General features: G+C 58.7%; 12 protein-coding genes and 1 tRNA gene. 6 read left to right on the top strand and 7 right to left on the bottom strand.

Translation table 11 applies throughout. The features are described 5' to 3' along the window. The 6 genes from ACM62Q_RS12270 to ACM62Q_RS12245 form a co-directional block, all read left to right on the top strand. Positions 1 to 204: hypothetical protein (locus ACM62Q_RS12270; protein WP_415036986.1), on the top strand; the 204-nt coding region annotated here is incomplete at its 5' end. Between the two features lie 283 nt (positions 205 to 487). Next, entirely contained in the window at positions 488 to 1345 is an 858-nt protein-coding gene (folD, locus tag ACM62Q_RS12265; protein ID WP_415036984.1) for a bifunctional methylenetetrahydrofolate dehydrogenase/methenyltetrahydrofolate cyclohydrolase FolD, read from the top strand. Next, positions 1345 to 1842, top strand: coding sequence for a 5-(carboxyamino)imidazole ribonucleotide mutase (gene purE / locus ACM62Q_RS12260; protein ID WP_415036982.1), 498 nt, complete (start codon positions 1345 to 1347; stop codon positions 1840 to 1842). The genes folD and purE overlap by 1 nt, the downstream gene beginning before the upstream one ends. 11 nt (positions 1843 to 1853) lie before the next feature. Beyond that, the gene (locus ACM62Q_RS12255; protein WP_415036988.1) at positions 1854 to 3002 is read left to right on the top strand and encodes a 5-(carboxyamino)imidazole ribonucleotide synthase; all 1149 of its coding nucleotides are present in this window, start codon (positions 1854 to 1856) and stop codon (positions 3000 to 3002) included. Positions 3003 to 3007: 5 nt separating this feature from the next. Further along, complete coding sequence (locus ACM62Q_RS12250) at positions 3008 to 4063, top strand: L-threonylcarbamoyladenylate synthase (protein WP_415036980.1); 1056 nt, start codon at positions 3008 to 3010, stop codon at positions 4061 to 4063. Between the two features lie 11 nt (positions 4064 to 4074). Then, positions 4075 to 4147: transfer RNA gene (locus tag ACM62Q_RS12245), tRNA-Ala, on the top strand. A gap of 83 nt (positions 4148 to 4230) precedes the next feature. Here ACM62Q_RS12245 and ACM62Q_RS12240 read toward each other — a convergent pair. The 7 genes from ACM62Q_RS12240 to tyrS all read right to left on the bottom strand — a co-directional run. Beyond that, positions 4231 to 6396 (bottom strand): chemotaxis protein CheA, encoded by a 2166-nt coding sequence (locus ACM62Q_RS12240; RefSeq protein WP_415036978.1) that lies wholly within the window; start codon positions 6394 to 6396, stop codon positions 4231 to 4233. Between the two features lie 9 nt (positions 6397 to 6405). Beyond that, on the bottom strand, positions 6406 to 6711 hold the full coding sequence (locus ACM62Q_RS12235; RefSeq protein ID WP_415036976.1) for an STAS domain-containing protein: 306 nt from the start codon (positions 6709 to 6711) through the stop codon (positions 6406 to 6408). Between the two features lie 14 nt (positions 6712 to 6725). Continuing rightward, positions 6726 to 8015 carry a methyl-accepting chemotaxis protein gene (locus ACM62Q_RS12230; RefSeq protein WP_415036974.1) on the bottom strand — a complete coding sequence of 430 codons (1290 nt, stop codon included), beginning with the start codon at positions 8013 to 8015 and terminating at the stop codon, positions 6726 to 6728. A gap of 2 nt (positions 8016 to 8017) precedes the next feature. After that, positions 8018 to 8383 carry a response regulator gene (locus ACM62Q_RS12225; protein ID WP_415036972.1) on the bottom strand — a complete coding sequence of 122 codons (366 nt, stop codon included), beginning with the start codon at positions 8381 to 8383 and terminating at the stop codon, positions 8018 to 8020. Between the two features lie 116 nt (positions 8384 to 8499). After that, the gene (locus tag ACM62Q_RS12220) at positions 8500 to 9339 is read right to left on the bottom strand and encodes an HDOD domain-containing protein (protein WP_415036970.1); all 840 of its coding nucleotides are present in this window, start codon (positions 9337 to 9339) and stop codon (positions 8500 to 8502) included. A 74-nt stretch (positions 9340 to 9413) separates the two neighbouring features. Then, positions 9414 to 10175 carry a TerC family protein gene (locus tag ACM62Q_RS12215; protein WP_415036968.1) on the bottom strand — a complete coding sequence of 254 codons (762 nt, stop codon included), beginning with the start codon at positions 10173 to 10175 and terminating at the stop codon, positions 9414 to 9416. Between the two features lie 33 nt (positions 10176 to 10208). Further along, on the bottom strand, positions 10209 to 11090 hold an 882-nt coding region (tyrS, locus tag ACM62Q_RS12210; RefSeq protein ID WP_415036966.1), incomplete at its 5' end, for a tyrosine--tRNA ligase.

The raw sequence follows: 11090 nt of genomic DNA, 5'->3' as shown, positions 1-11090 counted from the left end.
ATGAAGATCAAAAGCAGTGCTTTTTTACATTGCACACCACCCAACTCGGCGGGGGGGCGCGCTCGTAATCAACGTGGTGGCTTCGATCAACCCGCTTTCATCCGCGTCAATCGGTGTCATCCGCCAAATCCGCGTTCAAGCTTGTTGATGTTTATATCAAGACCAGAAACCTCAACGCGGATAAAAACGGATCGCGCGGAATGACGCGGATGAAGATCAAAAGCAGTGCTTTTTTACATTGCACACCACCCAACTCGGCGGGGGGGCGCGCTCGTAATCAACGTGGCGGCTTCGATCAACCCGCTTTCATCCGCATCAATCGGTGTCATCCGCCAAATCCGCGTTCAAGCTTGTTGATGTTTATATCAAGACCAGAAACCGAAGCCAAAGGAAAAGACATCTCGGCATTCTGGTAAAATTCGAGCCTTTTTAGGGCGTGGCAGCGGGTTTTGCGCGCCGTTTTTGCTTTTTGCGACCAGGTATTTCAATGACAGCACAAATTATCGATGGCAAGGCATTGGCCGAAACCTTGCGCCAGACCTTCAAGGCGCGTGTCGAGGCTTTGACGGCGCGCGGTCAGCGCCCGGGGCTGGTGGTGATTCTGGTCGGTGAAGATCCCGCCTCGCAGGTGTATGTCAGGAACAAGGTCAATGGCTGTTTGGCGATTGGCATGCATTCGGAAAAAATAGTTTATCCCGCCGATATTGCGCCGCGCGTGGTGCTCGACAAAATCGCCGAATTGAATGCCGATCCGCAGGTGCACGGCATTCTCGTGCAGTTGCCGCTGCCCGCGCAGTTCGACGAACAGGAAATTCTGGAAGCGATTTCACCGGAAAAGGACGTCGATGGCTTTCATGCGGAGAACGTCGGGGCCTTGTTGCAGGGTCAGCCGCATTTCATTCCCTGCACGCCTTATGGCGTCATGAAGATGCTGGAAGCGGCAGGCATCGATCTGACGGGCAAGGAAGCAGTGGTCATTGGTCGCTCCAATATCGTCGGCAAGCCAATGGCAGCCCTGCTCATCAATGCCGGGGCGACGGTCACGGTGTGCCACTCGAAAACCAGGAATCTGGCCGAACACGTGCGCCGGGCCGATCTGGTGGTGGCTGCGGTGGGCCGAGCCAAGTTTGTGACGCCGGACATGCTGAAGCCGGGTGCGGTAGTGATCGATGTCGGCATCAACCGCTTGCCGGATGGCAGCTTGTGCGGCGATGTTGATTTTGCCGCGTGTCAGTCGGTTGCTGGGCAGATCACGCCGGTGCCGGGCGGCGTTGGTCCGATGACGATCACCATGCTGCTGGCCAATACGATCGAAGCTGCAGAACGAAAGGCAGGGCTGCGCTGATGTCTCGGGAAAATATTTTGGTGGGCGTGGTGATGGGCTCGGATTCCGACTGGCCCACCATGCAGGCGGCGGCGGCGCTGCTCAAGGAGTTTGGCGTACCGTTTGAGGCGCGCGTCGTTTCGGCGCATCGCACGCCGGATCTTTTGTTTGAATACGCTGAAACGGCGGCCGCGCGTGGCTTGCAGGCGATTATTGCGGGCGCGGGCGGTGCAGCACATTTGCCGGGAATGCTGGCAGCGAAAACGACCTTGCCCGTTTTAGGGGTGCCTGTTCAGTCGCGGGCTTTATCGGGCGTTGATTCCCTGCACTCCATCGTGCAGATGCCCAAAGGCATTCCCGTGGCGACTTTTGCGATTGGCGAAGCGGGCGCAGCGAACGCCGCGCTGTTTGCCATTGCCATGCTGGCGAATCACGATCCCCGGCTCAACGAAAAATTACAGCAGTTTCGTCAGGCGCAGACCGACAAAGTGCTGGCGCTGAAACTTCCTGAGCTATGAATGTGCAGACGATGATTTTGCCGCCCGCGACCTTGGGCATGCTGGGCGGTGGTCAGTTGGGCCGATTCTTTGTCAGCGCGGCACACGAAATGGGCTATCAGGTCTGGGTGCTCGATCCCGATAACAACAGCCCCGCCGGCCAAATCGCGGAGCGCCATTTCTGTACGGCGTACGATGACTTTGCGGCGCTGGATGAATTTGCTGCCGGTTGTGCTGCAGTGACCACCGAATTTGAAAACGTTCCGGCGGCGACCTTGGATTATTTGGCCAAATTCATCCCGGTGCGCCCGCACGCTGCGCCGGTGGCGGTCTGTCAGCAGCGGGTCAATGAAAAGAATTTTTTGCGCGACAACGGCTTTCCGCATGCAAACTATCGCGCGATTAGCAGCGCAGAAGATTGGCGGGATCTGCCCGACGATATTTTTCCCGGCATTTTGAAGGTGGCGCGTTTCGGCTATGACGGCAAAGGTCAGGCCGTTGTGCACAACCTTGCCGAGGCGCAGCAGGCGTTTGCCCAATTCAAAGGGGAAGTTTGTGTGCTTGAGCGACGTTTGACGCTCGATTATGAAATTTCCGTCGTCTTGGCGCGCGGTGCCAACGGCGAGGTGCGTACTTTTCCGGTGGCTGAAAACCGTCATCACCGAGGCATTCTCGATGTTTCCATTGCGGCGGACGGCGCCTCTCTGGCCGATGCCGACATGGTGCGTGCCGCCGAAGATGTGGCCTGCCGCATCGCTGAAAAACTCGATTACACCGGGACGATGGCAGTGGAGTTTTTTGTCTCGAATGCGGCGCTCTACGTCAATGAAATGGCCCCGCGCCCGCATAACAGCGGCCATTACACCCTGGATGCCTGTCTCACCAACCAGTTCGAGCAACAGGTACGTGCTCTGTGCGGTTTGCCCTTGGGAGATGCGCGCGCGCATTCTGCCGCCGTAATGGTGAATCTTTTGGGCGACCTCTGGTATGAGGGGGAGCGCTATCGCGAGCCGGATTGGCGCGTGTTGCACGCAATTCCTAATTTGAAATTGCATCTGTACGGCAAGCATCACGCCCGTCCCGGGCGCAAGATGGGGCATTTTACCGTGATCGATGCCGACGCCCAGCGCGCTTTGGCGCTGGCGCTGGCCGCGCGCACGGCCATTGGGATCGGTGCGTAAGCTCGATGCAGCCGACGCCAGCGGAATATGAACGCGCACTTCGCTTGCTGCTGGCGGGCGAGTTGGTCGGCCTGCCTACGGAAACCGTCTATGGTTTGGGTGCGGATGCAACGAATCCCGACGCGGTAGCCAAGATTTTTGCCGCCAAAGGCCGTCCGGCGGATCACCCCTTGATCGTGCATTTGGCTGATGTTGCGGCGCTGGATGATTGGGCGGCAGAGATTCCCGATTTTGCGCGCCAATTGGCCGCGCATTTTTGGCCCGGCCCCTTGACCTTGATCCTGAAAAAACAAGCCTGGGTACCTTCTGCCGTCACTGGCGGCCAGGATAGCGTGGGTTTGCGGGTGCCGGCACACCCGGTGGCGCTTGCGTTGTTGCAGCAGTTCAGGACACTGAAAAATGCCGCACCCAGCGGCATTGCTGCCCCTTCTGCCAATCGTTTCGGGCGTATCAGCCCAACCACCGCAGGGCACGTGCGTGATGAATTTTCCGGGTTGCTGCATTGCATTTTGGATGGTGGGCCATGCCAGGTTGGCATCGAGTCGACGATTGTCGATTGCACGCGCGGCGCGCCGTTAATTTTACGCCCCGGCCAGATTACGGCGGAAGCCATTGCGCAAGTATTGGCCCAAGAGGTATGCGGCGCGCCGCGCGTTTCCGGAGAGGCTGGGCTTGCCGTCAACAAAGAGTCACCGCACGCCCCACCGCGCGTTTCGGGTTCCCTGGCAGCGCATTACGCTCCGCTCACGCCCTTGCGCCAGCTGCCGCCAGCAGAGATTCCCGCCTTTCTTGCGGCCAGGCAGGCGGCAGGGGAAAGATGCGGGGTTTTGACCTATAGCCAGCCTGTGTTGCCGGGCAATTTTCACGCGCACATTGCCATGCCGGCAGACAGCGCCGCTTACGCTCACGATTTTTACGCCGCGCTGCGTCAGCTCGATGCCCTGGGATTGCATGCAATCATTGTCGAAACCCTGCCCGCCGAAACCGCCTGGAAGGCCGTCGCCGATCGCCTGCAACGCGCGAGCGCGGCGCACTTGCCGCACCCCGACAGTACGCTATAATCCGCGCTCACGGGCCGATAGCTCAGCTGGGAGAGCGCCGCGTTCGCAATGCGGAGGTCGAGGGTTCGATCCCCTTTCGGTCCACAAACATCAAAAAGCCCCGTTAACTCAAAAGTTTACGGGGCTTTTCCTTCTTTGTTCTGGCAGATACAAACGGCCTGTGCCAATCAGCTGCGGAGCAGGCTTGGGTTTTTTAGGTCGCGTTCTTGCAGGCGGGCGCTGTTTTGGACGAGGGATTGGATGTCGAGAATCAGGGCGACTTCGCCGCTGCCCAGGATGGTCGAGCCGCCGATGCCGTGCAGGTGGCGGAAGATGCTGGAAAGCGGTTTGATGACAGTCTGAAACTCGCCGAGCAGTTGATCGACGACGATACCGGCTTTTTGCCCGCCGTATTGCACGACGACGATGTTTTCCCGCGGCGGATTCGGGCCTTCGACGTCGAAGAGTTTGCGCAGACGGACAAAGGGCAGCACTTCGCCGCGCAGGTTGAGGTAATCGCGTTCGTCCGGGGTTTCGGTGAGCTCGATGCACTCGATCACCATGTCCAGCGGAATGACGTAGGCGGCTTTGCCGACGCCGACGAGGAAGCCGTCGATGATGGCGAGGGTCAGTGGTAGGCGGATGCTGAAGGTGCTGCCGGCACCTTCGGTCGAACTGACTTCGCAGCTGCCGCGCAGGCTCTGGATGTTACGGCGCACGACATCCATGCCGACCCCGCGCCCAGAAAGATTGGTGACTTGTTCGACGGTGGAAAAACCCGGCTCCCAAATGAGATTCACGATTTCCTGGTCGCTTAAAGTCTGTGTGGGCTGTACCAATCCTTTATCGATGGCTTTTTTCAAGATTTTGTCGCGCGGCAAGCCCCGCCCGTCGTCGACCACTTCGATGACGATGCTGCCGGAATCGTGGTAGGCGTTCAGTTCGACGCGGCCGCGCCGGGGTTTGCCGGCGGCCTCGCGGTCATCGGCGGCTTCAATGCCGTGATCCATGCTGTTACGCACGAGGTGCATGAGCGGATCGCCGATTTTTTCCACGACGGATTTGTCGAGCTCGGTTTCTGCGCCAGAAATGACGAGGTCGATCTCCTTGCCGATCTCTTTTGAAACGTCGCGCACCACGCGGTTGAAGCGGGAGAAAGTTTCGCCGATCTGCACCATGCGCAGCTGCAAGGCAGAATCGCGGATGTTTTCGACCAGGCGGGAAAGGATGGAGGTGGATTCGACCAGTTCCCCCTGGCCGCTGCGCTGGGCCAGCAGATTGGCGGAGGCCCCGGCAATCACCAGCTCGCCGACCAGATCGATCAACTGGTCGAGTTTGTCGGCCTGCACGCGGATGGAGCGCGCTTCCACCGCTTTCTTTTCCTGCACCCGTGTTTGTTTGCTGGCGGCGGCTTCGACGATTTCTTTGCGGATGACTTTTTGCTCGATCAAAATTTCGCCGATGGGCGGCGTGTTGTTTTCGCTGCTGCCGCTTTGCTGGGATAAAAGGCCGTGGTCGAGTTCATTTTGTGTCAGTGCACCGCAGCGCACGAGGATTTCGCCTAGGCGCATGTCGTCTTCCGGTAACTCCTGGATGAGTTTCAGATATTCCGACAGCTTGCTATTGGGCGGCAGAATGCGCAGTTCGCAGTCGTCGCGACAAAAATCGAAAACCCGTTCGATGTCGGCCTTGGCCGCGCGGGTTTGCAAGCGGATTTCGAAGCCCAGATAACAGGATTCTGGGTCCATTTCAGCGGCGGCGGGCAAGGCATCCGGGACGGTTTCCAGGGCGAGGATTTCGCCTAGCGAGGTGAGAAAGCGCAGGAAGGAAAGGGGGTCCATGCCACCGCGCAGCATATGCGGGCCAAAACGTACGGAAATGTGCCAGCTATCGGTGTTGACCACGCCGCCGCCGGAGCTTTCGACCTCGGCATTGGCTTCGACGACGCCGCCGCCGGCAGGTTCGGCCGGGGTCATGTAGGCGCTGAGTTCTTGCAATAACGCGTTACCGGCATCCGTCACTTCGCTCGGCGGTTCCGGCTGGCCGGTTTCCAGCACATCCATCAGGCGCCCGAGGTGGTCGCAAGAGCGCAGCAAGATGCCGGCGAGTTCGCTGGAAACTTGAATTTCGTCGTTGCGCAGACGGTCGAGCACGTTTTCTGCTTTATGCGTGAAGGCTTCGATGAAGTGGCATTCGATGACGCCCGAAGCCCCCTTGACCGTGTGCGCGGCGCGAAAAATGCTGTTGATGTTGTCGCGGTTGTCCGGCTCTTGTTCCAGGCGTAAGAGGCCGTCTTCCATGGCTTGTAGCTGTTCGCGGCCTTCCTGGATGAATACGCTGGTGAGTTCGTCCATGGTGTGTCCTCAGGAATGTTCGCGGGCGGTGATGACGACAGGGTCACCAAAAAAGGCCGTCAAATTGCAGAAATCCAGCGTTTCGCGCACGCTCGGGCTGTGCGCGATGATGGCGAGCGATTTGTTTTGCCGGGCGGCCTCTTGTTTGGCCAGGATGAGCAGTTGCAAACCGGCGGTATCGATTTCATTGACTTGCGATAAATCGAGCTCCAGGCCGTTCCCCGTTTCCAGTGCGGCGAGCAAACGCTCCTTGTGTTCCAGCGCGTGGTAGATGGTGAGGTCTTCGCTCCAGTTCAGGCGGTGTTTTTCGTTCATGTCTGCCCCGTTTTTTAGAACAATTCGATTTTGGCTGAGCCGGCATCCTGCTTGGCGGCATTTCGGCCGCTCTGGCCCAAGGCGCTCTGATGGCTGGTGCGCTGTGTTTCCATGACGTATTTATTGTAGAGATCGTCGAGGCGCTCGGTGAGAGGGGTGTAGCAAAAATTTGGGTCATCGACCGATTTGATCCGCTGGGCTAGCGAGCGGGCGTGGTCATCGAGCTGATGCAGGGCGTTGGCGACGATTTCGATTTGTTGGCGGGTGATATCCTGAAATTGCACCGAGGCCATGACGTCCATGAACATGCGCGACAGGTCGCCGTTGGTGCTGCGCACGGTGTCGAGCACCTTGAGATCGTGTTCCAGCAGTTGCTGATAGCCTTCGCCGAGTTTGCTCAACTGGTCGGAAAACTCGGTGAGGGCGGCTTTTTCGGCATCGACGTTGCTGCTTTCGAGTTTGTCCTGGAATTGCTGGCGGATGGATTCGCTGACGTTGTTGATACCGGCGTTGATTTTGCTGACGGCGGTATCGGTTTCCGTCGAGAGTTTGCGCACCTCATCGGCTACCACGGCAAAACCGCGCCCGGCTTCGCCGGCGCGCGCCGCTTCAATCGCCGCATTCAAGGCGAGCAGGTTGGTTTGCCCGGAAATGTCTTTCACCAGCTGCACAAGGGTCCCCAGGCCCCGCGCCTCCTGCACGATCTGGCCGATGCGCTCTTGATCTTTGTGCGCCTCATCGATGCGCTTGCGGATGTAGCTGCCCATTTTGCCGATCAAGACCTGGTTGCCCTTGATGTCGTTTTCCGAATCGCTGGCCAATTCGCTGGAGGCTTCGACGGTTTGCGTCACGAAATTATCAAGGCGGGTGACTACGTTATCGACGGCTTGCAAGCGTTCGGTGATATCGAAGGCGGCTTTTTCTGTGGCGTTGACGATGCCATCCAGCTGCTTGCGTAACACATCGTTGAAACGCGAAATATTGTCCAGTTCCTGGGCGATTTCATCGCCGATGTTGGCTGCCTCGCTGAATTTGGTGATGGCGCTTTCCTGGCAGGTTTCCAGGCCGTAGGCCATGTCGCGGTAAAAAGTGAGAGAAACTAGGCGCAAGGCCAGCGAGGTGGCAAGGACGATCAGCGCGGAACCCAAAGCATCGCCAAAGGGGTTGCTCAGGCCAAGCTGCTTCAAAAATTGTTCGTGGAACCAGCCGTTGAGTAAATACACCGTGCCAAAACTTCCACAGGCAACGACGGTAGTGACCAGAAAGGCACGCAGCAGCAGACTGTTGGTTTTAAGGGGCCGCATGATCAGCGCAGAACGAGTTTGATGGTGTTGAGCAATTCGTCGGCCGTGGCGGGCTTGACGATCCAGCCGGAAGCACCAGCGGCCTTGGCTTCCATCTTTTTCGACTGCTGTGATTCGGTGGTGAGAAAGAGAATGGGCATGAATTTGTAGGCCGGGAGTTTGCGCACCAGTTTGATCAAATCGATCCCGTTCATGCCGGGCATGTTGAGGTCGGTGATCAGCAAATCCACCTTGACGCCGGCGTTGAATTTTTTCATCGCCTCTTCACCGCTCGCCGCTTTTTCGGTGGCGTAACCGGCCTTGGCGAGGATGTTGGAAATGCTGAGCAAAATGGTGGCGGAGTCGTCGACGAGGAAAATGGTTTTCATAGAGTGTGCGTGTTTGGTATTTGTTTGGTATTTGCGCGCTTTTGTCAAACCGTATCGTCTGGCGCAGGTGTTTTGCGATACTAGCTTAAATCGCCTCAGACCGGCGTTGACGGCGGTTAAAAGCCGAGGGCGTGTTGCAGGGAGGAAACTTCTTCCCGGGCTTCGGCCAGGATGTCACTCAAAAGATGCTCGCCGACCAGGCAATCCAGCGCGGCCGGGTTGTTGGGTAGGCGGTATTCGGCATTGCCTTGATGCAGCGGCGAGGGTGTGGGAGCGAGCTGTTCGGCCAATAGCAGGGTGTCGCCCAAAGAAGTGGGCGGCATGGCGAGATAACCTTCCCAGTAAGTATCGATCGCCTGCCGCACACTGGCGGGCAGATCGAGTGCCTCGAGCAGGGCGCGCCCGAGGAGGGCTTCGCCTTCGTCGTACCACAGGCTGCAATCACCATCGAGCAGGCCGGGGTAAGCGGCGGCGTGGCTTAACAGATAAAACCCCGGCACCTCGTGCATGACGCCAGCGAACAAGGCGGCTTCCGGATCGACCTGGGTGACGCGCCGGGCAATGACGCGGGCGAGTGCGGCGACATCGACGGTGTGTAGCCAGAGCTGGTCAGTGAGTGCTTGCAGCTCGGAGGGTAAGGCAGGCCCCGCCAGGCGTTTGGCGAAAAGCGCCATGCACAGGCTGCGCAGGGTGGCAAAGCCGAGGCGGGTGATGGCGCTCGTCAAGTCATTGATTTCGCGTTGCAAGGGGTTGTAGGCGAGCGAATTGGCCATGGCCACGACGCGCGCCGCGAGCACGGGTTCGGCGCTGATCAGTTGCGCCGCCCGGGCGGCGTGGCAGCTGGGGTCGGCGAGAGCACTGCGCAAACCCAAGGCTTGGCGCGCGCCGCTGGAGAACTCCACAGGGCCGCGCTCAATGGCATCTGCCATGCTTTGAAAAATCTGCCGCTTATCCATGTGTTTATCCCGCAACCGATCGTGCGCAGATCATAGCAAGCGCCTTGCCAGAGGGGCAAGGCGCAGTCGCGGGCTTAGTTTGGCTGGGCGGGCTTTTCCGGCACGAAGGCCTCGCGCAAATCCACCGGGTTGCGCGCGCCTTTGCGCAGACGGATGTTGAGCATTTCGACGATGACCGAGAAGGCCATGGCGAAATAGATATAGCCCTTGGGTACGTGGTGGCCGAAACCATCGGCCAAGAGCACGACGCCGACGACAACGAGGAAAGAGAGCGCCAACATCTTGATGGTCGGGTGGTTGGAGACGAACTCGCCGATGGCGCGGGCAAACAGCATCATCAGGCCGACCGAGGCAACCACGGCGGCGATCATTACTTCGACTTCGCGCACCATGCCGACTGCCGTAATAATCGAGTCGAGCGAGAAAATCAGGTCGATCATGATGATCTGAAAAATTATCCCGGCGAAACCATTGGCGATTTTGCGTGAGCCTTCGCCTTCTTCACCTTCAAGCAGTTGGTGTACCTCCATGGTGCTTTTCCAGACCAGGAAAAGGCCGCCGCCAATAAGAATCAGGTCGCGCCCGGAGAAACCGGAATCGAAAATCGTAAACAGCGGCGCGGTCATGGCAACGATGTGCGACAAGATCAAGAGCAGACCGATGCGCATGAACATGGCGAGAAACAAGCCCAATTTGCGGGCAAATTCACGCCGTTCGGGCGGCAGTTTGTCGACCACGATGGAAATGAAAATAATGTTGTCGATGCCCAGTACCAGTTCCAGCGCGGTGAGCGTGAAAAAAGCGATCCAGATTTCCGGGTTAAGGAGCAGTTCCATAGTGGTCGGCGTAAAGAGTGAGAGGGTGCGGGTTTAAGCCCAGACGAGCAAAGCGTAATTTTTCTTGCCCCGGCGCAGCAGGGTGTAACGCTCAAACAGGCGCTCGGTGGGGGAGATGCGATGTTCGAGATTGTCGACCTTCGCCCCGTTGATGCTGACGCTGCCGCTCTGGATGAAACCGCGGGCTTCGGATTTGGACTTGGCGAGGCCGCTGGCGGCCAGTGCGTCAATCAGGTTGTCGGCGGTGCGCTCTCGCGTGGTGCTGGGCAAACCGTCTTGGGCGAGTTGGGCGAGATCGTTTGCGGTGAGGTCGGCCAGTTCGCCAGAAAACAGGCTTTCGGTGATGCGCCGCGCGGCCATGAGGGCGGCTGCGCCATGCACCAGTCGAGTTGCTTCGTCGGCAAGAATGGACTGGGCTTGCGGTTTGCCGCCGCTGGCCCGGTCCGCCGCCTCGATTTCCTCGATGCGCGCCAGCGGCAGGAAAGTGAAGAACTTGAGGAATTTATAGACGTCGGCGTCCGCCGTATTCAGCCAGAACTGGTAGAAGGCGTAGGGCGAGGTTTTTTTCGGATCGAGCCAGATCGCGCCGGCTTCCGTTTTGCCGAATTTGGTGCCGTCGGATTTGGTGATCAGCGGCACGGTCAGCCCGTAAGCCTGCGTCTGGTGCAGGCGGCGGGTGAGGTCGGTGCCGGCGGTGATGTTGCCCCACTGGTCGGAGCCGCCGATTTGCAGCACGCAGCCGAAGCGCTTGTACAACTCGGTGAAATCGTAGCCTTGCAGCAGGGCGTAGGAAAACTCGGTGTAGGAAATGCCCTGGTCTTCGCGTTGCAGGCGTTGTTGCACGGAATCGCGCTTGATCATGGCGTTGACCGAAAAATGCTTGCCGATGTCGCGCAGGAAATCGAGGCAGTTCAT

This window comes from Azonexus sp., assembly GCF_047638095.1.
Taxonomy (GTDB): Bacteria; Pseudomonadota; Gammaproteobacteria; order Burkholderiales; family Rhodocyclaceae; genus Azonexus.
Note: the sequence above shows the minus strand (reverse complement) of the source record. Positions and strands in the feature narration are given on the sequence as shown.

Excerpts from the sequence above, each read along its gene's own strand:
- folD (WP_415036984.1), top strand. The coding sequence starts at position 488 with ATGACAGCACAAATTATCGATGGCAAGGCATTGGCCGAAACCTTGCGC.
- purE (WP_415036982.1), top strand. The coding sequence starts at position 1,345 with ATGTCTCGGGAAAATATTTTGGTGGGCGTGGTGATGGGCTCGGATTCC.
- ACM62Q_RS12255 (WP_415036988.1), top strand. The coding sequence starts at position 1,854 with ATGATTTTGCCGCCCGCGACCTTGGGCATGCTGGGCGGTGGTCAGTTG.
- ACM62Q_RS12250 (WP_415036980.1), top strand. The coding sequence starts at position 3,008 with ATGCAGCCGACGCCAGCGGAATATGAACGCGCACTTCGCTTGCTGCTG.
- ACM62Q_RS12240 (WP_415036978.1), bottom strand. The coding sequence starts at position 6,396 with ATGGACGAACTCACCAGCGTATTCATCCAGGAAGGCCGCGAACAGCTA.
- ACM62Q_RS12235 (WP_415036976.1), bottom strand. The coding sequence starts at position 6,711 with ATGAACGAAAAACACCGCCTGAACTGGAGCGAAGACCTCACCATCTAC.
- ACM62Q_RS12230 (WP_415036974.1), bottom strand. The coding sequence starts at position 8,015 with ATGCGGCCCCTTAAAACCAACAGTCTGCTGCTGCGTGCCTTTCTGGTC.
- ACM62Q_RS12225 (WP_415036972.1), bottom strand. The coding sequence starts at position 8,383 with ATGAAAACCATTTTCCTCGTCGACGACTCCGCCACCATTTTGCTCAGC.
- ACM62Q_RS12220 (WP_415036970.1), bottom strand. The coding sequence starts at position 9,339 with ATGGATAAGCGGCAGATTTTTCAAAGCATGGCAGATGCCATTGAGCGC.
- ACM62Q_RS12215 (WP_415036968.1), bottom strand. The coding sequence starts at position 10,175 with ATGGAACTGCTCCTTAACCCGGAAATCTGGATCGCTTTTTTCACGCTC.